Source organism: Streptomyces sp. 2P-4 (assembly GCF_030167965.1).
Taxonomy (GTDB): domain Bacteria; phylum Actinomycetota; class Actinomycetes; order Streptomycetales; family Streptomycetaceae; genus Streptomyces; species Streptomyces globosus_A.
On record NZ_CP095011.1, the window covers coordinates 265,061 to 286,296 of the forward strand.

Annotated in this window: 19 protein-coding genes and 1 tRNA gene; 5 read left to right on the top strand and 15 right to left on the bottom strand. The window is 75.0% G+C overall.

The annotated features are described in order from the left end of the window. Positions 1-145 precede the first annotated feature (145 nt). A complete protein-coding gene (locus MUK52_RS01260) occupies positions 146-679 on the top strand; it encodes a flavin reductase family protein (protein ID WP_502963530.1) in 534 nt (177 codons plus the stop codon). 15 nt (positions 680-694) lie between these two features. On the opposite strand, the gene MUK52_RS01265 is transcribed toward MUK52_RS01260, so the two are convergent. Both MUK52_RS01265 and MUK52_RS01270 read right to left on the bottom strand, forming a co-directional pair. After that, positions 695-1,477 carry a VOC family protein gene (locus tag MUK52_RS01265; protein WP_114055673.1) on the bottom strand — a complete coding sequence of 261 codons (783 nt, stop codon included), beginning with the start codon at positions 1,475-1,477 and terminating at the stop codon, positions 695-697. Between the two features lie 88 nt (positions 1,478-1,565). Beyond that, positions 1,566-1,808 carry a DUF6480 family protein gene (locus tag MUK52_RS01270; protein ID WP_114055672.1) on the bottom strand — a complete coding sequence of 81 codons (243 nt, stop codon included), beginning with the start codon at positions 1,806-1,808 and terminating at the stop codon, positions 1,566-1,568. Positions 1,809-1,951: 143 nt separating this feature from the next. Here MUK52_RS01270 and MUK52_RS01275 point away from each other — a divergent pair, with 143 nt between their 5' ends. Beyond that, entirely contained in the window at positions 1,952-3,475 is a 1,524-nt protein-coding gene (locus MUK52_RS01275) for a serine hydrolase (protein ID WP_284574228.1), read from the top strand. 69 nt (positions 3,476-3,544) lie between these two features. Here the strand turns inward: MUK52_RS01275 and MUK52_RS01280 are convergent, their stop codons facing one another. Continuing rightward, the gene (locus MUK52_RS01280; RefSeq protein ID WP_114055670.1) at positions 3,545-4,570 is read right to left on the bottom strand and encodes a glutathione S-transferase family protein; all 1,026 of its coding nucleotides are present in this window, start codon (positions 4,568-4,570) and stop codon (positions 3,545-3,547) included. Between the two features lie 82 nt (positions 4,571-4,652). On the opposite strand from MUK52_RS01280, the gene MUK52_RS01285 reads away from it, so the two are divergent. Both MUK52_RS01285 and MUK52_RS01290 read left to right on the top strand, forming a co-directional pair. Next, on the top strand, positions 4,653-5,621 hold the full coding sequence (locus tag MUK52_RS01285; protein WP_246042537.1) for an aldo/keto reductase: 969 nt from the start codon (positions 4,653-4,655) through the stop codon (positions 5,619-5,621). Between the two features lie 120 nt (positions 5,622-5,741). Continuing rightward, entirely contained in the window at positions 5,742-6,962 is a 1,221-nt protein-coding gene (locus MUK52_RS01290) for a serine hydrolase domain-containing protein (RefSeq protein ID WP_284574230.1), read from the top strand. A 32-nt stretch (positions 6,963-6,994) separates the two neighbouring features. Here the strand turns inward: MUK52_RS01290 and MUK52_RS01295 are convergent, their stop codons facing one another. The 8 genes from MUK52_RS01295 to MUK52_RS01330 all read right to left on the bottom strand — a co-directional run bounded on the left by MUK52_RS01295 (position 6,995) and on the right by MUK52_RS01330 (position 15,356). Continuing rightward, positions 6,995-7,525: a glycine-rich domain-containing protein gene (locus tag MUK52_RS01295; protein ID WP_284574231.1), complete on the bottom strand. Its 531-nt coding sequence runs from the start codon at positions 7,523-7,525 to the stop codon at positions 6,995-6,997. Then, positions 7,522-8,859 (bottom strand): phenylacetate--CoA ligase family protein, encoded by a 1,338-nt coding sequence (locus tag MUK52_RS01300; RefSeq protein WP_284574232.1) that lies wholly within the window; start codon positions 8,857-8,859, stop codon positions 7,522-7,524. The genes MUK52_RS01295 and MUK52_RS01300 overlap by 4 nt, the downstream gene beginning before the upstream one ends. Positions 8,860-9,019: 160 nt before the next feature. After that, positions 9,020-9,172 carry a hypothetical protein gene (locus tag MUK52_RS01305; RefSeq protein WP_174250396.1) on the bottom strand — a complete coding sequence of 51 codons (153 nt, stop codon included), beginning with the start codon at positions 9,170-9,172 and terminating at the stop codon, positions 9,020-9,022. A gap of 288 nt (positions 9,173-9,460) precedes the next feature. After that, complete coding sequence (locus MUK52_RS01310) at positions 9,461-10,996, bottom strand: SulP family inorganic anion transporter (RefSeq protein WP_114055666.1); 1,536 nt, start codon at positions 10,994-10,996, stop codon at positions 9,461-9,463. 769 nt (positions 10,997-11,765) lie between these two features. Further along, positions 11,766-12,032 carry a hypothetical protein gene (locus MUK52_RS01315; protein WP_114055665.1) on the bottom strand — a complete coding sequence of 89 codons (267 nt, stop codon included), beginning with the start codon at positions 12,030-12,032 and terminating at the stop codon, positions 11,766-11,768. A 240-nt stretch (positions 12,033-12,272) separates the two neighbouring features. After that, positions 12,273-14,651 carry a hypothetical protein gene (locus MUK52_RS01320; RefSeq protein ID WP_284574234.1) on the bottom strand — a complete coding sequence of 793 codons (2,379 nt, stop codon included), beginning with the start codon at positions 14,649-14,651 and terminating at the stop codon, positions 12,273-12,275. A 2-nt stretch (positions 14,652-14,653) separates the two neighbouring features. Beyond that, positions 14,654-14,727 (bottom strand) — tRNA-Gly (locus tag MUK52_RS01325). Between the two features lie 65 nt (positions 14,728-14,792). Beyond that, positions 14,793-15,356, bottom strand: a complete 564-nt coding sequence (locus tag MUK52_RS01330) for a DUF4232 domain-containing protein (RefSeq protein ID WP_114055663.1) — start codon at positions 15,354-15,356, stop codon at positions 14,793-14,795. A 496-nt stretch (positions 15,357-15,852) separates the two neighbouring features. Between MUK52_RS01330 and MUK52_RS01335 the strand changes: the two genes are divergently transcribed. Next, positions 15,853-17,034, top strand: coding sequence for an amidase (locus MUK52_RS01335; protein WP_284574236.1), 1,182 nt, complete (start codon positions 15,853-15,855; stop codon positions 17,032-17,034). 213 nt (positions 17,035-17,247) lie between these two features. Here MUK52_RS01335 and MUK52_RS01340 read toward each other — a convergent pair whose 3' ends face one another. The 4 genes from MUK52_RS01340 to MUK52_RS01355 are packed head-to-tail and all read right to left on the bottom strand — an operon-like array spanning position 17,248 to position 21,118. Then, positions 17,248-18,822 (bottom strand): amidase, encoded by a 1,575-nt coding sequence (locus MUK52_RS01340; protein ID WP_284574237.1) that lies wholly within the window; start codon positions 18,820-18,822, stop codon positions 17,248-17,250. Continuing rightward, the gene (locus MUK52_RS01345; protein WP_284574238.1) at positions 18,819-20,075 is read right to left on the bottom strand and encodes an MAB_1171c family putative transporter; all 1,257 of its coding nucleotides are present in this window, start codon (positions 20,073-20,075) and stop codon (positions 18,819-18,821) included. The genes MUK52_RS01340 and MUK52_RS01345 overlap by 4 nt, the downstream gene beginning before the upstream one ends. A 14-nt stretch (positions 20,076-20,089) precedes the next feature. Then, a complete protein-coding gene (locus tag MUK52_RS01350; RefSeq protein ID WP_246042536.1) occupies positions 20,090-20,635 on the bottom strand; it encodes a hypothetical protein in 546 nt (181 codons plus the stop codon). Between the two features lie 36 nt (positions 20,636-20,671). Continuing rightward, positions 20,672-21,118, bottom strand: coding sequence for a hypothetical protein (locus MUK52_RS01355; RefSeq protein WP_114055659.1), 447 nt, complete (start codon positions 21,116-21,118; stop codon positions 20,672-20,674). Between the last annotated feature and the right edge of the window lie 118 nt (positions 21,119-21,236).

Here is a 21,236-nt window from a genome sequence, read left to right on the forward strand (position 1 = left end):
GGGACAGGGGGTACGCGGCGCGTCGGCGGACCGGATCCCGGGCTCGCGGCGGTCGTGGCGCAGCTCGTGCTGCCCGACCGGTACGGGAAGGGCTCCGGACCCGGCCCGCGGGTGGCCGCCCGGCCCTCTCGGCCGGCGGGGATCGATGCGGCGGCAGCGGGTAGGGAGGGGGCGGGAGGTGGTGCGTGTGCCGGACACGGGCCTGGACCGGTTCACCGATCTGTTCGACGACACCGTCTGTATCGTCACCGCGCAGGCGGGAGGGGAGCGGGCCGGATGCCTGGTGGGGTTTGCCGGGCAGTGCTCCATCCGCCCGCCGCGCTTCGTCGTGTGGCTCTCCCGCCTCAACCACACCTTCCGTGTGGCGGGGGCGGCCGAGAGCCTTGCCGTCCACGTCGTGGACCGCGGCGGGCTGCCGCTCGCCGAGCTGTTCGGCGGCGAGACCGGCGACCGCGTCGACAAGTTCGCCCGGGTCGCGTGGCGGCCCGCCGCGGATGGGACGCCGCTGCTCGACGGGGCCTGCGCCTGGTTCGTCGGCCGCATCACCGCCCGCGTGGACGGCGGGGACCACGTCGGGTTCCTGCTGGATCCGGTGGAGCAGTCGCCCGACCCCGACCCGCTGCCGGACCTGCTGACGCTCCACGACGTGTGGCACGTGCGGGCGGGCCACCCCGCGTGAGGGCCCGCGGAGCCGTCAGGCGCCCGGGTCGCGGACCTCGGTGATCGTGAAGAGTGCGCCGGCCTTGTCCCGCAGCACCATCCGCCGGTCGGTCGGCGTCTGCTCGACGGGCGAGGCGGGACTGCCGCCCGCCCGGACCGCCCGCTCTGCCGCCTCGTCCAGGTCGGGCACGGCGAAGTGCACGCACCAGCGGGGGCGCAGCCGCGGGTCCGGGTCCCCGCCGACCGCGCCCCCGCTGATCCGGGCCACGGTCATGGTGCCGCGCCGTACGACGACGTGGTCGTGCTCGTACGCGACGTCCAGGGATCCCGGCCGGCCGGTCGCCCAGTCCAGGACCTCCCCGTAGAAGACGGCGGCCGCGAACGGGTCGCGCGAGCGCAGCTCCGCCCAGGCCGCCCCGTCCTCCGCAGACGTCCACTGGGAGACCACCTCGCCTTCCCAGTAGCCGAACGCCGCGCCCTCCCGGTCGGCGGCGAGCGCAGCCCGACCGGTGGCGAACGCCAGCGGCCCGACGGCCGTGGTGGCGCCGCGCTCGCGGATCCGGGCGGCGGTGACGTCGGCGTCCTCGACGGCGAAGTACGGCGTCCAGGCCATCGGGATGCCGAGGCGCGGCGCCACGGCCCCGATGCCGGCCACAGGGACCCCGCCCTGGAGTGCCACGCGGAACTCCTCGCCGAGGCGGGTGGGGCGGAAGGTCCAGCCGAGTGCCGCGCCGTAGAAGGCCTCGGCGGAGGCGAGGTCGCGGGTGGCCAGGCTCACCCAGCACGGCGCCCCGAAGATCTCCCCGCTGGTGGACATCCTCTGCAGCCCTCCGATCCCTCCGGCACCCCTTCCACTGTTCCATTCCCGCGGGGATCACGCCCTCGGGGAGCGGTCGGGCGGGGGCTCAGAGCGCGACCACGATTGCGTAGGCGAGGAAGAAGAGGGCGCAGAGCACGGCGACCGTCACGATGATCGTGAGCGGCCCGCCGGCCCAGCCGCGCTTGAGCGGCCGGTACGGCCCCGCGCCGCCGGCGGTGCTCGACTCGCCCGGCGGGGTCTCCCCCGGTTGCACACCGCCGCCCGCGGCCGGCCCGGGGGTGGCCGCCGGCTCGGGGTCGGGATTGCCTTGGCGTCCGTATTCGTTCATGCCCGGCCCCTTTCCAGCCCGGCGCCGCCCATGCGCGGCGGGGCCGGGAAATAGCGGGCGGGCGCGGTGCTTCGGAAGGGGGGCGGGCCGGGCGCCCGCAGCTTCCGCGGGCGCCCGGCGCGGAACCGCCGTTCAATGGAGTCATGCCGCGCAACCTCACACGCAGGGGAGTCGCAGTTGCCGCCGGGCTCGCCCTGGCGGCCGGGGCCGTCGCCGCCACACCTTCGCCGAGCCCCGGCGGCTTCGACGTCGCGAGGGCCCTGGACACGCTCGACGCACAGGTGCAGGAGGGCATGCGGCGCACCGGCGTGCCCGGCGTCTCGGTGGCCGTGGTCCACGACGACAAGGTCGTCTACCTCAAGGGGTTCGGTGTCCGCAGCACGGAGGCCCCGGGCGGGAGGGTCGGCCCGGACACCGTCTTCCAGCTCGCCTCGGTCTCCAAGCCGGTGGCCACCACCGTCCTGGCCCAGGCCCTCGGCGCCGACGGCTTCGACGCCCCGCTGAAGGGCGTCACCCTCAAGGACCCCTGGGTCAGCGCGCACGTCACCGCGGCCGACCTGCTCTCGCACCGCTCGGGCCTGCCGGACCACTCGGGCGACCTCCTGGAGGACCTGGGGTACAACCAGTCCTACATCCTGTCCCACCTGCGCTACGAGCCCCTCAGCCCGTTCCGCACCAGCTACGCGTACACCAACTTCGGCTTCACCGCGGCCGCCGAGGCCGCCGCCAAGGCCAAGGGCGTCCCGTGGGACCAGCTCTCCGAGGACCTGCTGTACGAACCCGCCGGGATGACCCGCACCAGTTCCCGCTTCAGCGACTACCAGAACGCGGCCGACCGCGCCCTGACCCACGTCAAGACCGAGGACGGCACCTGGAAGCCGCGTTACGTGCGCAACGCCGACGCGCAGACGGCCGCCGGCGGCGTCAGCTCCAACGCCCGGGACATGGCCCGCTGGCTCCGCCTCCAACTGAACGGCGGAAAGATCGACGGGCAGCAGGTCGTCAACGCCGACGGCCTGGCCGAGACCCACGTCCCGCACAGCATCAGCCAGCCGCCCCCCGAGCCCGGCGCCCAGCCCGGCTACTACGGCCTGGGCTGGAACGTGCGCTACGACGACCACGGCCGGCTGCGCCTGAGCCACTCCGGTGCCTTCGCGCTCGGCGCCAACACCAACGTCACGCTGGTCCCTGCCGAGAAGCTCGCCATCGCGGTACTCACCAACGGCGCCCCCACGGGCCTCCCCGACACCGTCGCCCTGAACTTCTTCGACACCGCCGAGTACGGCAAGCCCAGCCGCGACTGGCTGCCGGTGGTGGCCAAGTCCTACGAGGAGCAGCTCGGCGAGGGCAGCTCCGAGACGGACTACGCCGCACCGCCCGCCGACCCGGAGCCGGCCCGCGCCGACAGCGCGTACACCGGCACCTACACCAACCCCTACTACGGCCGCGCCACCGTGACCGCCACGTCCGGCGGCGGACTGGTCCTGCGCCTGGGGCCGAAGCCGCAGGACTACCCGCTCACCCACTACAGCGGCAGCACCTTCAGCTTCGAGACCGCCGGAGAGAACGCGGTCGGCCGCACCGACGTGACCTTCACCGACGGCCGCATGCGGGTGGAGTACCTGGACGCCAACGGGCTGGGCACCTTCGAGAAGGCCGGCCGGTAGGAGCTGCTCGGCCGAGGCCCGGCGGCGGTCTCCGGACGCTCCCGGGCCGCGTGGCCGCCGTCTCCGGCGTCACTGCGTCATCGGCGCGTGCCGCCGGGGCGTGTGGGCCGCGGGGACCGCCTCCTGCGGCGGGACGGGGCCGGGCGGGGTGCCGTCGCCGAAGGGGCGGCCGCCCAGGACCTCGCGTCCGTGCGGGGCGAGCCACGGGGAGAGGTCCGGGCCGGCCGGGACGATCCCGGTCGGGTTGATGTCCGTGTGCACGAGGTGGTAGTGCCGTCTGATGTGGTCGAAGTCGACGGTGTCGCCGAAACCGGGGGTCTGGAACAGGTCCCGGGCGTACGCCCACAGCACGGGCAGCTCGGTGAGCTTGTGCCGGTTGCACTTGAAGTGGCCGTGGTAGACGGAGTCGAACCGCACGAGGGTCGTGAAGAGCCGCACGTCCGCCTCGGTGACGGTGTCGCCGACCAGGTACCGGGAGCGGGTCAGGCGCTCGCCGAGCCGGTCGAGCCGGTCGAAGAGGCGGTCGTACGCCGCCTCGTACGCCTCCTGTGAGCCGGCGAAGCCGGCGCGGTACACGCCGTTGTTCACGTCCCGGTAGACCGGCTCGTTCACCGCGTCGATCTCCTCCCGCAGTACGGCCGGGTACAGGTCGGGCGCGCCGGGGCGGTGGTGGGCGGTCCACTCCAGGGACAGGTCGAGGGTGATCTGCGCGAAGTCGTTCGTGACGACCTTGCCGGTGGGCACGTCGACGACGGCGGGCACGGTGATGCCGCGGTCGTACGCCGGGTCCCGCGCGAGGTAGGCGTCGCGGAGCCGCTCGATGCCGAGGACCGGGTCCCGGCCGCCGGGGTCGAGGTCGAAGGTCCAGCTGCGCTCGTCGTGGACGGGTCCGGCGACCGCCATCGGCAGGACGTCCTCCAGACCGAGGAGCCGGCGTACGATCACGGCGCGGCTCGCCCACGGGCAGGCCCGGCTCACGACGAGGCGGTAACGGCCCGGCTCGACCGGGTACCCGTCGCGGCCGTCGGCGGTGATCCGCGTGGTGAGGTACCGGGTGTCGCGCTCGTAGTCCCGGCCCGCATGGACGTAGCTCATACCGCGCGCCTACCCCGCGCCCCGGGCGGCGAACACCCCGGCCCCGGTGATCCATCCCGGCCACAGCACTAGGGTGGCGCCCATGACGACGAGTGCGAGCGGTGCGGGCGGCGGCCCCGGGCGGGTGCTGTACGGGTGCATGGGCCTCGGCGGGAGCTGGGACACCGAGCCGTACGGCCCCGCCGACGTCGACGCGGCGGAGGCTGCCGTACGGGCCGCCCTGGACGCCGGGATCACGGCCTTCGACCACGCCGACATCTACCGGCACGGCAAGTCGGAGGCCGTCTTCGGCGAGGTCCTCGCCCGCGACCCCGGGCTGCGCGGCCGCATCACCCTCCAGACGAAGTGCGGCATCCGCCTCCCCGACGGCGGCCGGCCGGGTATGTACGACCTGCGCGGCAAGAGCATCCTGCACCGGGTGGAGGAGAGCCTGGCCCGGCTGCGCACCGACGTGATCGACATCCTTCTGCTCCACCGCCCCGACCCGCTGGCGGACCCCGACGACACGGCCGAGGCGCTGGAGTCGCTGCGCCGGCAGGGCCTCGTCCGCCGGTTCGGCGTGTCCAACACGGGCGCCGCGCAGATCGCCGCGCTCCAGGCCCGGCTGGAGATGCCGCTGGTCGCCAACCAACTGGAGATGAGCCTGCACAGCCGCGACTGGGTCGAGGCGGGCGTCCTCCTCAACACGCCGCAGGCCGCCGCCAACGGCTTCCCCTTCGGCACCCTGGAGTTCTGCCGCGAGCGCGGCATCGGCCTCCAGGCGTGGGGCGCCCTGGCGCAGGGCCGGTTCACGGGCCGTCAGGAGACGCCGGCCGAGCGGGCCACGGCGGCGCTCCTGTCCCGGCTGGCCGAGGAGAAGGGCACGACACCCGAGACGGTGCTGCTGTGGTGGCTGATGCGCCACCCGGCAGGCATCGCCCCGATCGTCGGCACGTCCGACCCGGCCCGCATCCGCGCCTGCCGCGACGCGGCCCGGCGCCCCGCCCCCGACCTCACCCACGAGGAGTGGTACACCCTCTGGACCACGGCCCGCGGCACGCCCCTGCCGTAGCCGAGCCCGGGCCGGAGCCCCTGTCCCCTGCCGGGGCGCCATTTTCCCACGGGCGGATCCGCCCGGCACGGCCGTTGCCCCCGGCGCGCGGTGGGGCGGGGGCGGGCGCATAGTGCCCTTATGAGCTACCGACGGGTTGCGTCGCTCTGCGTCGCCGCTCTGGCCGCCGCGGCCTTGCACGTTCCGGCCGCGGTCCCCGCCGGTGCGGTCCCCTCCGCCGCGGGCGGCTGCGTGGCCACTCCCGCCTCCGCCGGCGGGCCGGCGGCCCGCGAGATCCGCGGCATCGTCGAGCAGGCGAAGGCCGAACTCGATCTGAGGGCGGTGCAGTTCAGTGTGGCCGTGGACGGGCAGGAGGTCGTGACGGGCGCCGTGGGCGAGTCCCGCAGCGGCGAACCCGCCACACCCGCCATGCACTTCCGCGCCGGCTCGGTCGGCATCGTCTACCTCGGCATCGTCCTGCTGCAGCTCGCCGAGGAGGGGCGGGTCCGCCTCGACGACCCCGTCTCGCGCTGGCTGCCCGACCTGCCGGACGGCGACCGCATCACGCTGAAGATGCTCGGCACCTCCACCTCGGGCCTGCACGACTACGTGACCGACCCGGTGTTCGTCAAGGAGCTGAGCGCCGATCCGAACCGGCACTGGACGCCCGAGGAACTCGTCGGGATCTCCATCCGGCACCCCCTCTGGTACCCCCCGGGCACCGACTGGAGCTACTCCCACGCCAACTTCGTCCTGCTCGGAGCGGCACTGGAGAAGATCACCGGGACCCGGCTGGACAGGCTGCTGCAGGAGCGCGTCATGGGCCCGGCGGGGCTGCGGCAGACCCGGAACGGGTACACGCCGGCCATCCCGCAGCCTGTGCTGCACGCCTTCACCGAGGACGCGGAGGGCCTGTACGTCGACTCCACGTACTGGAACCCCTCCTGGACGACGGCCCCCGGGGCGGTCCTGACCATGGACGTGTGCGACCTGGCCCGGTCGGCGCGGGCCGTCGGCGCGGGCGAGCTGCTGTCCCCCGCCTCGTACCGGCTGCAACGCGACCCGGGTACGGCCGGGTTGGGGCATGCCACCGTGAACTGCCCGGCCTCGGTGTGCCTGCGGCAGACCCGCGAGGCGCACTTCGGGGTCGGGGTCATCGTCCTCGACGGGTGGGTGATGACGAACCCCTCGTTCTTCGGCTACGCAGCCGTGCAGGCGTACCTGCCGGAGGAGCGGCTCGCGATCGCGGTGTCGACGACCACCGGTCCGCGGGCCCCGCAGGGAAACACGGCGGAGACGGTCGCCCGGCGCATCTCCGCCGCCCTCGCCCCCGACCGCCCGCTGACCCCGTTCCCGCGCTGACCCCGGTGCCGCGCTGACGCCGTCCCGGGCGGTCAGCCCGCGGAGGCCGGCTCGGGCTGCGGCTGCGGGGCCGCGTCCAGCGCCGAGATCTCGGCGAGCGACAGCCCGAGGTTCTCGTGCAGGAACCGGACGATGGTCCAGTGCGGCAGCACGCCCTCGTCCAGCGGACCGAACTCGGCGCAGTACAGCGGGATCCAGCGCAGCGCCTCCTCCGCGGCGCGCTCCCGCCCCGGCTCGGCCTGGTAGTCCTGGTAGCCGATGCTGCGGTGGTGGATGAAGAAGCGGCCCGGCAGCCGCTCCTCGCACAGGGCGCGGTATTCGCGTGTCTGGAGGATCAGGTAGTGCCAGATCTCGTCGATGTCCTGCTCGACCGGCAGGAACAGGCCGCCGAGCCGGTCGGGTTGGGAGGAGACGAGGTGGAGGTAGCGCAGGCACTCCAGGACCTGCCGTTCGGCATGTGCCCGCCCCGCGCCGGTGCGGGCCTCGGCGTACCGGACGGCCTCCTCGTGCAGGACGGGGCCGAGGAGGGCGCGCAGCGCCTCGGGGCTGGTACGGGGGCTCATGCCGTGCCTCCTTGCGGCGGCTGCGCGGCGGGCGCGGCGGCCGGGTCGTCGTGGACGGCGAGCCAGGGGTACTTGCCCGACCTGCCGATGGGAAGGTGCGCCGCGTGGGCGGTGGTGCACGGGCTGCCGGTCAGGGCGGAGAGGCCGGAGGCGAGGGCGGAGGCCCGGTCGGCGTCCAGCGGGCGGCCGTCGAAGGTGGTGTAGTGCAGCCGGGCGGCTGCGGCGGGTCCGCCGGCGGCCACGTCGAGGCGGGCGAGGAAGACCTGAGGGGCGGTGGCGGTGACGACGTCGTCGACGTCGGCGTGGGCCACGGGGCCGTGCGGGGTGGCGAGCAGTTCCTTCTCGCGCCCGCAGAAGGCGGTGATCCTGTCCGGGTCGGGGCTGCCGTCGGCGGTGCGGACGCAGTCCCCGGAGCGGTAGCGGACCAGCGGCATGTACGGGTTGCGGATGCTGGTGACGATGAGGCTGTGGATGCCGCTGCCGGGGGCGACGGGCACGAGTTCGACGCCCATCCGGTCCAGGTAGGGGTGGTAGCGGCCGTGGCGGTCGCTGTGGAAGAGGTAGCCCAGCTCGGTGCTGCCGAACAGGTCGATGACGGGGACGTCGAACCGGTCGGCGAGATAGCGGCGGACGTTGGCCGGCGTGTACTCGTAGGCGGTCACGATGCTCGCCGGCCGGGGGAAGTCCTCCGGGTTCCACAGGCCGAAGGCCTGCGCGCGGTGCACGAGGTGGGCCAGGTGGTAGCCGGAGCAGTCCAGGTGGTAGTCGCCCTTGGGGTGTTCGGCACAGACGCGGCGGATCTCGGCGAGCATCCGCGCGATGTCGGCGCGGCTCCACTCGGCGGGGTCCAGGTGCAGGTTCAGGTAGAGGGTGCGGTCGTCGAGCCGGCGGTCCTCGAGGGAGGGCACGGCCGCGGGTTCGGTGCCGTGCTTGCGGGCGTTGACGCGGGCGACGTGCTCGGTGGCGAGGACGGTCGTCAGCGAGACGCGCCGGCAGCCGCTCTCCCAGGTGTGGGCGAGGTCGGGGTGCTCGCTCCACAGCCGGTAGTAGGAGCGGAGCAGGAAGTACGGGGGCCGGATGAGTTGCATCCGGGCGTGGTTGGTGCCCGTCGACAGGACGTACTCGGCTTCGCCGGACTCCAGGGCGGCGGCCAGGCCCGGGGTCATCCAGTTGTCGGGGAAGCCGCGGGCGATGTCGGGCTTCTCCAGGATCGGGAAGCGGCCGCGGGCGAGGGAGGGCTGGTAGAGGGGTATGTCCCGGATGCAGGCGAGGACTTCGGCGGACGGGAGCCCGTCCGCGTCCGGGATGCCGCTCGGGGCGGGTGTGGCGTCCATGACCACCTTCGGGTGTGCGGGGCGCGGAGTGGCGGCGCGGCGGGTGCTGTCTCGGCCGCCGGGCGGGGCCGTCGGGCCGTCGCAGCGGGCAGGGGGCGGCCCTGCCGGTGCGGCGCCGGCCTCGGGGCCCCGCCTCAGGCGGTGCCGGGTGGTCCGGCCGTCAGGAGATGCAGCCGGTCTTGCCGGCGGCGCTGATGCAGCCCGCCTTCGGGGAGGAGCTGATGCACCCGTCCTTCGCGCCCTGGGCGGAGTTCGCCGCGACCCAGCGGTTCCAGACGTCGTCCTGCGTCATCTTGCGGATGAGCTGCTCCATGGGAAACCTCCGATAGATGGGGAATTGCGGCGAGAGTGCTGCTTTGCACCCGCCGCTTCCAGACAGTAAAGGGGGACCCAAGAAGCGGACAAGGGGAAACCAAGGAATCGCCGTCGGTCGGCCAGAAGGACGGCCTGAATCCTGCGCGCTCCGGCGGGAGCCGGTCCTGCTTCGAGCCGTCTGCGAGCTGCTCGGGACCGCTCGGGCCTGTCCGGAGCCGGGCGCGGCCGGCGGCGGGGCGCCGGGCCGCCCTCCGCGGCTCCGGCGCCCCGCCGGGAGGTGTGTGCGTCAGCCTCCCGCCGCCGACGGCCCGGGGCCGGCCCCGCCGGCCTCCTGCGCGGCCGGCTCCCTGACCCGCACCGGCGCCGTGCCGGCCCCGCGGTGCCGCTCCGCCCAGCCCTCCAGGGCGGCCCGGCAGGCGTGGTCGAGGTGGCGCACCTCGGTGAGGTCGAGTTCGACAGGCCGGCCGTGCGGCAGCGCCTCCAGCGTTTCCAGGATGTGCGGCAGGCGCAGGAAGGTCGCGTTGCCGGTGAGCGCCACCACGGTGCGCCCGCCGACCAGTTCGCGTACGGTGACCTGCACCTTGGAGGTCTCCCACGCGCACTTGACGACGGCCAGCAGGAGCCCGAGGACCACGCCCTCGAACATGCTCGTCATCACGATGGCCGCGGCCGTCGCGCACAGGATGACGGCCTCGCCCCGGTGCTCGCGCCACAGCGGCACCAGCGCCTTGACGGGGATCAGCTTGCAGCCGGCGTGGACGAGCACGGCTGCGAGCGCGGCGAGCGGGATGACGCCGATGGCGGTCGGCCACAGGACCGTGAACAGCAGCAGCCACACTCCGTGCAGCACGCGGGAGAGCGATGTCGTCGCGCCGGCCTGCACGTTGGCGGAGCTGCGCACGATGACGGCGGTCATCGGGAGGGAGCCGAGGGCGCCGCAGACGGTGTTGCCGACTCCCTGCGCGACGAGTTCCTTGTCGTAGTGGGTGCGGGGGCCGTCGTGCATGCGGTCCACGGCGGCGGCGCTGAAGAGGGATTCGGCGGAGGCGATGAGGGTGAAAGCGAGGACGGTGCCGAGGACGGCCAGGGTGCCCAGTCCGCCGAGGTCGCTCAGGCTGGGCGGCTGGATCGCCGCGAGGAGCCCCTGCACCTCGACTTTCGGAACGTCCAGTCCCAGGGCAGCCGTTCCCGCGGTGGCGAGCGCGACCGCGGCGAGCGGCGCCGGCACGGCGCGCACCCGGGCGGGCGCCTTCTTCCAGGCGACGAGGACGGCGCCGGTGAACACGCCGACACCGGCCGCCGTCAGCGCGGGGGCGCTGGTCACGGTGTCGGCCAGGAGGCCGGGGATCCCGAGGATCTTGCGGAGGCCGGAGTGCGGCTGCTCCGCCCCGGCGACGGTGTACAACTGGCCGACGACCAGCACCAGTCCGATGCCCGCGAGCATGCCCTGGACCACCGAGACGGAGATCGCCCGGAACCAGCGGCCGCACCGCGCCCACCCGAGGACGACCTGGAGCAGTCCGGTGGCGAGCACGATGGGGCCGAGCATGCCGAGCCCGAATTCCCGTACGGCTTCGAAGACGAGGACGGTCAGGCCGGCGGCGGGCCCGCTGACCTGGAGTCTGCTGCCGGGCATGAGGCCGACGACGATGCCGCCGACGATGCCGGTGATGAGGCCGAGTTCGGCGGGGACACCGGAGGCGACGGCCACGCCGACGCACAGCGGCAGGGCGACCAGGAAGACGACGAGGGATGCCATCGCCTCCTTGCGGAGCAGGGCGGGGCGCCGGAATGCGGCGAACACGGAAGTGGTGTCGGTCATGGGCGGGGTTTCCCGTTCGTCGATCGGGGCGGCATGGGCGCGCCGTTTCGATGAGGGATTCACGAAGGCCTGCCTCCTGCGCCCGCAGGGGGGTTGTGCCGTGTGGGCGCGGTGTGGTCGGGTCGGGTCCGGATGCGCTGCTGGGGCGGGTGGTGCGGCACACGGGGACGGCCCCGGAAGAGCCGGGGTCGGGCGGAAAACCCGCGGCGCATTCCACACCACAGGAGCAGCGCCCAATTTACCAAGGCATTACCAATTCATGGCAGATGCATTTCTCGCCACAACGATTTCGCCATACAGGCACCTAAGGCCGGCGCTTTACGCGGGCGCACGAAATCGCTGCACGCGCCCCCCGCTCGTTCAATAGCCGGAATACCGGGCCCCGTGCACGCTGGGGAGAGTCCCGCTCGGGACTCGGACGATCCGGCCGTCGGCGGCTGCGGTGCGGTACGCGGACATCGCGCCCTCCCGTCCGGTGGCGAAGGCGGCCGTGCAGCCCGTGCGTCCCCCGAGACGGGTGCCGCGGCCTGCGGAAACGCCGGAGCCGCCCGGGGCGTCGCTACACGCGGCCGGGGAGCGGTCCGGCCGTTTCATGGTAGGCCGGGCGGGTGACATCCGCGCCCGGACGGCGCACGCCCCGGCCCGTGCCCCGGAATCCTCCGCCTGTTCTCCCGCCCGCAGGCGGAACGCCCCCCGTGCGGCAATGCGCCGGGCGAATCCCGGGTGGGGGATGCCGCCGCCGGGCGGGCGGCGTCTCCCGTGGGTGCCGCTATGCGGGGGCGGCCGCGGCGGCGAGGGGCGGGACGATGCGCATGCGCCGGCCGTCGAACTCCACCGTCTCACCGGGCAGGATCAGCAGGCCCGCCTCGTCCTCGAACGCGGTCTCGCCGACGGGGCGCACCTGGACCGCCGGGCCGAGGACGCCCGCCATGAACACCGTCGGGTCGACCTCCCACCCCCGGGCGTCCAGCCAGCGCTCCAGCGCCTCGCTGTCGGCGCTCTCCGCTCCGCGCGGCCAGTCGTACGTGTTCGCCATGCCTACCCCCTGTAGCCGTTCGAACCACGCGCCAGATGGTGCCATCCGGCTCCGACAACCGCCGGGAGGCCGGTGCGGGCTGACCCCCTGTCGGAAGGGTTCAGTCCGTCGGCTCGACGGCTGCGGCCACCGGCCCCCTGCGGATCGATGCACAAACCACCGCAGCCGCCTTGGAATCCGGCGACTCGGAGTGTGGGCGACGCCACTCCCCCGTCCCGAGCCGCGGCGCCCCCGCGCAGCTCAGCCGGCTGGCCGGCCCCGCATCCAGTGCCCGGTCGTCGTCCAGCCCTGGAAGCGGCGCGCCAGGCCGCCCAGAGCGGTGCCGTCCGCGTCGAACGCCCCGCCGGCCGCGACCAGGCGCAGTCCGGCGACCGCCGGGGCCAGGCGGGCCGCGGTGTGCCAGGGCTGCCGGGCGGCTTCGGCCGCGGCGTGCCCGGCGAACGCCGCCTGCCGGTCGGGCGGGCACAGCGACAGGTGGAACAGCATCTGCCGCCACGCGTACGCCGCGTCCTTCAGCGTCCCGAGGGGCCGGGGGTGGCCCTGGACGCGGGTGACGAGCCGGCACACCGTCGCCAGGCACTCCCCCGCCAGCGCCTCCCACCCGGCCGCGGGCGCCACGTCCGCGTACCGCACGAGGACGGCCAGGTTGTGCGTGGTGAGGATCTGCGCCTGCTCGATGACGGTGCCGTTCGCCGCGGGCGACCAGGAGCGACCCGTGTCCCCGCCCGCGCGCTGCGCGCACAGCCGGTCGAAGGCCTCGACCGTGCGGGGCCGCCGGGACGGGCTGCCGAGGCCTTCCGCGGCGTGGACGACGGCCATGCTGCGCACGGCGGCGCAGTCGATGCCGTAGTAGCGGGCGTACAGGCTGCCGTCGAGGAGGTCGGCGGCGGTGCGGGCGGCGGCGAGGAACTTCGGGGTGAAGCCCCCCATGAAGATGTCGGCTGCGAGTTCCTCGGTGAACGGCGCGGACAGCTCCGCCTGCTGAGCCAGGTGGGACATCTCCCGCACCAGCGGGTTGGGCAGCAGCGTGCCGGGGAACGCACCGACGGCCAGGTCGCCGACCCGGCGCAGCGCGGCATGCGCCGCGGCCCTCGCCCGGGCCCCGGCATCGGCGTCGACGCCGTGCGCGGCGACGGCCTGCACCCAGGGCAGCTCGTCGACGCGCACCTGGTGCGCGTACTGGACCAGCAGCAGCGAACGGCGGTTGCGGAACGCCCGGTAGGTGGCGGCGGCCAGGGTGCGCAGCGCAGGGTCGGCGTGGCGGGCGGCCGTGGCGTTGGCCACGAGCTGCGGCACGAGCGCGGCCAGCACCTCCGCCGACGGCACGAGGCCGCGTTCGACGAGGGTCTCCGGCGGGGCGCTGAGCGCGCCGAACACCGCCTGCTGCAGCCGGGGCGGGACCACCGTGCCGGCCGGCAGGCCGGTGGCCTCGGCCTCGGGTACGCCGATCGGGGCGACGGGGCCGTCCACGTCGGGCGTGCCCGCGCCCTGGTCCAGCTCCGCGAGCCGGTCGGCGACGGCCGCGGCGATGCGGTGGTGCGCCGGCCGGGCGGCCTGGCGGGCCTGCTCGGCGCGCAGCCGGGCGTGTTCGGGCGAGCCGGGCCGGCCGCGCTTGGCGACGGCCGACGTCACGGCGTGCCGCAGCAGTCCCGCGAGCCTGGGCTCCTGCGGGCGGCCCGCGGCGGCGTCCTCCAGGGCCCGCAGCATGATGCCGGTGTTGCTCTTGGGGTCGCGGTGCCTGCCGCACCGCGTGTGGGCCGCCGCGAGGGTGCGGTAGCGCTCCAGCAGGCGCGCGGCCTCGGCGCACGGGGCCGCCGTACGAAGGGCGCGGGCGCCGCCGTCCCGTACGCCGGTGCGCGCCGGTGCGGCGGTTTCGGCGTCGGTGCGGGGGAGCCAGTAGGCGAGGAGTTCGTCGTCGAAGGGCCGCCACACCGACAGCGCCTCCCGCTGGGTCTCGACGGCCTCCTTGGGCCGCCGGGCCCGCAGTGCGGCGGCGGCCTCGCCGACGGTGCGGCGGTGCACCGCGTTCGGGTCCGCGGCGGGGCGGTCGGCGGGGCGCGGCAGGAACCGCAGCCGGCCCGCGAACGGCCGCAGCCGGGCGACGAGTTCGGCGGCGGCCTCGAAGTCGTCGGCGCGCACCAGCCAGGCGACGGTGAGCAGGGCCGCCTCCTCGGGCAGCGCGACCTCGTACCGGCCGCTGTCGAGGAGCTGCCACAGGCCGGCGAGGCCGTCCTCCGTCAGGGCGTGCTCGAAGAGGGCGGCGCGGTCCGCGGGCACCCCGGCCCGCCGGGCGGCCTCCTCCTCGTACGGGGCGAGCGGGCCGCCGGCGGCGGGAGTGCCGGTGGCGAAGCCGCCCCGGACGACCTCGGGGGTGACCCAGGCGGGCAGTCCGGCGACGGGCGTGCGGGAGCCGACCGCGAGGGTGCCGTCCGCCATGCCCGCGAGCACCGCCCGCCACTTCTCCATCCGTCCGGCCGCGCGGGACCGTGTGGCCGGATCGGGGTGGGCCAGCGAGGTGCGCAGCGCCCGCCGCAACTGGTCGGCGGCGTATCCGGCCGAGACGGTCACGGCGGGGCGGGCGGCGGGCGTCGGGTGCTGCTGGTCAGCGTCGTCGTTCATAGCCGGCGTGGCAGGACCTGCCCCTGCGCCCTCCGGGTAGGAAGCCCGGTGCTCTGACTGGCTGAGCTACACGCCGTTCGGTGCGCTCGACCTTAGGCGTGCGCCGGAGCGTGCGGCAACGTTTTTTCCGCAGGTCCGAGGTCAGTTGGCGGGCACCGCGCGGAAGGGGGTCGCGCGGACGGTGCCGCCGCACAGGGCGAACTCGCCTCCGTCGTCCGGCGCGAGCTGGAGGCCTCCCCGGCTGTTGGGAAAGCCGACGACGAGCGAGGGCGCGACCGTCGGATCGGCACCGGAGGCGCAGTAGCCGTCGGCCTCGCCGAGGACCGGCGTGAACGTGACGACGGTCGCGGCGGTGCCGCCGACGGGCAGCAGCACGGGCTGCGGGCGGCCCTGCAGGGTGACGGTGAGCGGCCTGTTGCGGTCGGGCGAGCCCTGCCCGGCGAGGGCGAGCCGGGGGTGGCTGCCCAGGGTGCAGGGGCGGGGGCCGTCGTTGACGACGGTGATCCGCCAGCCGGTGGCGCCGACCCGCTCGGCGCTGTTCGCCACGAGCTGGTCGGTACGGCACGGCTGCGCCGGCGCCCGCAGCGCGGCGCCGTCCGCGGCCGCGGCGGGTGGCACCGCGACGGCCAGGACACCGCCGGCCAGGGCTGCCGCCAGGAGTGCCCGGCAGGCGCGGGAGGTACGGGGCTCTGCTCCAGGGGACATGACGCATCTCCGCGAGTGAGCGATGAAGCACCGGGCCGTCGGCCCGGGAGGCCGCGCCGCTCGCGGCGCTCCCTCCCAGCGTGGCACCGTCGGAGCCGGCCCGCCCGGCGGAGAGGCGTCCGGACCGGCGCCCGGGGCTGCGGCGGAAGGGCCCGGACGAACGATTCGGCCGGCTCGACCACGGCAGCACGCTCGACGCGGAGGACGGCGCCCTCCTGCGGAGCCGCATCGACGATCTGGCCCGAGCCGGTCGACGGCAGCCACGACGAGGACCCCGGCGCCGGGGGCCGGAGGCCGAGCCTTCGTCCAACTCGTCGGACAGACACAGCGGTTCGCGCCAAGCGCAGCGGCCGACGGGCAACGCGCCGGGGCGGAGGGACTTGGGGCCTGTATTGAGGTGCAGGTGTTCCGTGGCTGCCAAAGACAGCCCGGCAGACGTGCCGTGACCCTTCACACGCCGTGGCGGCCCCGCCCGCCGACCGGCGATCATGGGGGGATGCGAGCCCCTCAGCCCTCCCCCGCCGCCGACGAGTTCGCGCGGCTGTCCGCGTGTGCGACCGCCGAGGCCGTCAACGGCCGGCAGGTGTCGGCGCGGGAGGTGGTGGGCGCCGCGCTGGGGCGGGTGCGGGAGCACGACGGGCGGCTGCGGGCGTTCACCGCGGTGTGGGACGAGCTGGCCGCCGGGTACGCCGACGCCGTCGACCGCAGGGTCCGGGCCGGTGAGCGGCTGCCGCTGGCCGGGGTGCCGCTGGCCGTGAAGGGCACGGAGGGGCTGGCGTCCCTGCAGACGGTGCGGCTGGTCGCCGCGGGGTGCGTGCCCGTCGGCGCGACCTCCACGCCCGGCCGGGGCACCCGCTGGCAGACGTACGGCACCACCGCCCGCGGTGTCACCCTCAACCCGTTCGACCCGCGGTGGAGCCCGGGCGGTTCGAGCGCGGGGTCGGCCGTGGCGGTGGCCGCGGGCATGGTGCCGCTGGCCACCGGGAGCGACGGGGCGGGGTCGGTGCGCATCCCGGCGGCCTGGTGCGGCGTGATCGGGCTGAAGCCGACCAACGGCCTGGTGCCGGCGCGCGACCGGGCGGGGCTCAACGTCGCCGGCCCGCTCGCCCGCCGTCCTGAGGACGCCGCCGCCTACTTGGACGCGCTCACCGGCGCACCCCCGGCGGAGCGCGGCCCGACCCGCCCGCCGCGCACGGCCTGGTCGGCGACGCTCGGCTTCGCGGCGGCGGAGCCGGCCGTGGCGCGCACGGCCCGGGCGTACCTGGGGGCGCTCGCGCGCGCCGGCGCGGTCGATCCCGTCGGCGTGCCGGTGGTCCTGCCGGATCCGGCCGCGTGCTGGGAGGCCCTGCGCGGGCGCGGGGCGGACCCCGGCGCCGAGCGTGCCGCGCACCGCACCCGGGCCTCCCTCCGGCGGGCGCTCGACGCGGTGTTCGCGGAGGCGGAGTTGGTGGCGACGCCGACGACGCCGAACGCCCCGCACGGCCACGACGGCCCCGGAGACACCCTCAGCGTGGCGCTGACCTGGGCGTTCAACATCAGCGGCCATCCCGCCATCAGCCTGCCGGCCGGGTTCACGCCGGCGGGCGAGCCGGTCGGACTGCACCTCGTGGCCCGCCCGCACCGGGAGGCGGACCTCCTCGCCGTGGCGGACGCCGCCACCCGCACGGCCCCCGTCTGACGCGGACCGGGGCCCCTCCGGTGGGCCGATCGGCGGCAGTTCGGGCACGACTCGGTACCCGCGGTGGACCGGAACCCGACCGCGGGGACTATGATGATGATCGCAGGGCCCGGGTACCGTATCCCCCGTCGGTATCCGGGCCCTGCATGCTTGTACGGGCTCGCCCCGCCCCACCCCCGTGGGGGCAGAGCGAGCCCGGTCATGGGCGCCCGGTCACGCGGTGAACGCGGGCGGTAGGACCGGCGCGGGCAGTTGCCGCGCCAGGTGCCTTGCGACGTCGACGACGGTCCGGTCGGCGAGGTACGGGCCGATGATCTGGACGGACAGCGGCAGCCCGCCGGGCGTGCGCCCCGCCGGCATGACGACGGCCGGGAGCCGGACGTGTCCGGCCAGGTTCAGCCACGCCGTCTGGTCGAAGTACGGCCTCTTCTCGCCGTCGACGGTGATGTACCGGTCCGGAAGCGGTGTCGTCGTCTGGTCGTCGACGGCCGGGGCCGGGACGGCCGGCGTGATGAGGACGTCGTGGGTGGTGAAGTAGTCGGCCCAGCGGGCGCGCAGCTTCTCCCGGTCCTCGTTCGCCCGCAGCCAGTCGCGGTGCCGCATGGTGCGCGAGTGCAGGAAGAGGCCCCTGGGGTCGTCGGCGGGGATCTTCTCCGCGGCCTCGATGTCCGCGGCGAAGCCCTCGTCGGTGGCGGTGGCGCCGGCGGTGGCGAACATGAGGCGCTGGAACAGCCGGTCGCTGGCGGGGAGGTCGACGGGCCGGGCGGTGTCGTCGACGGCGGCGCCGGCGGCGCGCAGCAGGGCGGCGACGTCGTCGAGGCACCGGCGGACGGTGGCGTCGACGCGGCAGTACGGGTCGTCCCGCCAGATGCCGATCCGGTAGTCCGCGAGGCGGCCGCGGCGGGGCGCCGGGAGGTCGATGCGCCAGGCGGCGGCCTCCGCGGGCGCGGGGGCGGCCAGGACGTCGAGGAGGACGGCGAGGTCGTCGGCGTTCCGGGCGATCGGGCCGATGGTGAGCATGTCCGAGGTGGAGAGCCAGCCCGGCGGGCGCGGGATGTGGCCGCGGGTGGGGACGATGCCGCCGCTGGGCCGGAGCGCGTACACGCCGCAGTAGGCGGCGGGGAGGCGGAGCGATCCGGCGAGGTCGGAGCCGGTCTCCAGGCTGGTCATGCCGGAGGCGACGGCGGCCGCGGGGCCGCCGGAGGAGCCGCCGGCGGTCTTCGTGTCGTCGTGGGGGTTCCTGGTGGTGCCGAAGACCGGGTTGGAGGTCTGGAGGTCCTGGCACATGACGGGGACGTTGGTCTTGCCGACGATGACGGCGCCGGCGGCGCGCAGGCGGGCGACGGCGTCGGCGTCCCGGTCGGGGATGTGCCCGGCGAGGTCGGGTGAGCCGCTGGTGCTGCGCAGGCCCTTGGTTTCGAGGGCGTCCTTGACGGTGAGGGGCAGTCCGTGGAGGGCGCCGAGAGTCTTGCCGGTGCGGGCGAGGTGTCGGTCGGCGGCGTCGGCGGCGGCGCGGGCGCCTTCGGCGTCGAGGGTGACGACGGCGTTGAGGCCGGGGTTGGCGGCCTCGATGTGCCGGAGGTACTGCTCCAGCAGGGCACGGCTGGTGGTGTCACGCCGGCGCAGGGCGGTGAGCTGCTCGCGCGCCGGGGCCAGGTGGAGGTCCGGGCGCGGGGCCCCCGGACTGCCGGCGGGGCCGCGGGAGCGGGCGGAGGCGGACAGGGTGGCCATGGACGCGGCCGCGGCGACGGCGGTCGAGGCGAGGAGCAGGGTGCGGCGGAGGATCACGGGCGGGCTCCCGGGGTGGCGCTGCCGGCAGTGCCGGCGTCGGTGGTGTCGGCGGCGGCGCGGGCGGTGGTGCGGCCGCCGCGCGGCGCGGGCGGGGTGAAGTGGGCGGCGACGCGCTGGAGGTGGCGCAGCTCGTCCTCGGTGGTGGCGAGCGGCAGGTCGGCGTCGGCGTATTCGGCGGGGGCGGCGACGGGGTCGCCCGCCGCGTGCCGGTCGAGGGCGGCGCGGATCTGGTCGGCGGTGACGGCCGCGGCGAGTTCGGCGCCGGCGAGTCCGGCGGCGGAGCGGCGGGCCTCGGCTTCGGCGCGGACGGCGGGGTCGAGGTAGCGGCGCATCACCTTCTGGCCCTGGCGGATCTCGACGCGGCGGCGCAGCAGCGGGAAGTGGGCACTGCGGCCGCGCAGGACGTCGCGGCCCTGCCTGGACGGGCGGCGCAGGGTGATGCCGGGGTCGGCCTGGTCGAGGGCGGTCCACAGGGGGGCGAGGCGGCGGTGTCGCAGGTGGGCGGTGGCCCAGTCGCGGACGCCGGCGGCGCGCAGGGCGACGGTGGGGATCAGGTAGCCGATCTGGGTGAGGGTGGCGCCGATGTCGCCGCAGGCCCAGGCGAAGCCGTTGAGGTGGCTGACGCTGAAGCCGGCCTCCGCGCCGATGACCGCGGCGATGCGGATGCCGCTGTAGCCGAGGGTGATGACGGCGCCGACGGTGACGAGGCGCAGGCTGAAGGCGATGGACCGGTCGGCGGCGGTGCGGGCGTACGTCCAGCAGGAGACGGCCAGGTAGGTTTCGGCGGCGCTGTACACGCCGAAGTACAGCAGCACGTACGCCTGGAAGACGGGGTCGTGCGCGTAGTACAGGGAGAAGTCGGTGGGCCGGGTGGCGGCCGGGGTGAGCGAGGCGAAGAGGACCGCCATGGCGGTGATGACGCCGGCGGCGGCGGCGAGGAGGAGGCGGCTGCGGCGGCGGGCCTCGGCGGGCGGCTTCGACCAGTGGGCGAGCACGGTCGCCTGGAGGGCGAGGACGACGATGACGAAGCCCTGGGCGATGGGCACGACGATGTTCGGGACGCCGAAGAACCCGTCGACGCGGATCCACACGGGTGTGAGGGAGACGGCGTAGCTGAGGGCGGAGAAGCCGTAGGTGAAGGCGAGGGCGACGAGTGCGGGGTCGCGGCGGCGCTTGCCCAGGTCGCGCACCAGGATGAGGAATCCGGTGCCGGCGATGGCAAGGCACAGAGGGTGGAGGATGTCTTTCACGGGGCCCTGTTCGGTCAGCGCAGCAGCGTGCGGGCTATCGGGTCGGCTTCCCGGCTGCCCTGGGGGCGGGATGCGCTCACGTGCTCCTGGAGGAGGGAGCCGAGCATCTCGGCTTCGAACTCCTCCGGCTCGTTGTACCGGGTCCTCCCGAGGACGAGCTGGACCGTTGCAGGGTCGATGTCGGTGATGAGGCCGCCGAGGCTGCCGGCGTCGACGGCCGCGCCGCCGCGGTGGCGCCCCAGCATGTGGCCGAACTCGTGGCCGACGATGATCTCGGCGTGGGCGCGGCTGATGGCGGTGTCGTAGAAGACGTAGTCGGTGTCGCCGGTGGCCAGCCACAGGCCGCACGGTGCGGACGCGTCGAGGGCGTCGGGGTCGGAGGGGTCCGAGGCGAAGGGCATGAGGCGGATGGTGCGGCCCAGGCGGTCCTCCATGAACGGCACCAGGTCCAGGACGCTGTCCACCTCGGGCAGGCCGAGGCCTTCGACGAACTCCCGGCTGCGGTGCTCGACTTCGTCGGCCTCGCTGCGGGTTCCGCCCTTACGACGGCTGAGCCACATGGAGCTTCCCCTTCCCCCGGAGACACCGGTCGCCGGTCACGGCAGGTCCCTTGCGGGGTCGTCGGTCAGGCCTTCCTCTTTGCGTACGGCTTCGAGTGCCGCCAGCACCTTGCGCTGGCCGGCGGCGGAGACGCCCATGGCGCGCAGGGCGATCTGCTCTACGCCGTTCTCCTTCAGCTTGCGGAGGATCTCGAACTGTGTGGCGACCTTCCGCGTGACCTCGTCCTCGACGAAGTAGGCGGCCTCCACGCCGAAGAAGCGGGCGAGGAGGGGCACCATCGTGATGGTGGGGGTGCGCTTGCCCGCGCGGAGCAGGCTGATGTGGGACCGGGTGTAGCTGTCCTCCCCGTACGAGGAGATGGTGCGGGCCACGTGCGCGTTGGTGTACTCCTCGGCGCCGGGCGGCCGTACGCGGTCGAAGAGGAAGTTCAGGCGGTCGCTGAAGGGGGAGCCGGGGCCCGGGACCGGGACGGGTCCTCGCATAGCCGGCTCCGGTGCTTCGGGTCCTTCTGCGGGATCCGCCACGGGGAACTGCCTCCTTCCGCGGGCGTAACTATAGTTGACGCCCGCCGTGCGTAACTATAGTTGACGGATTCGGAAG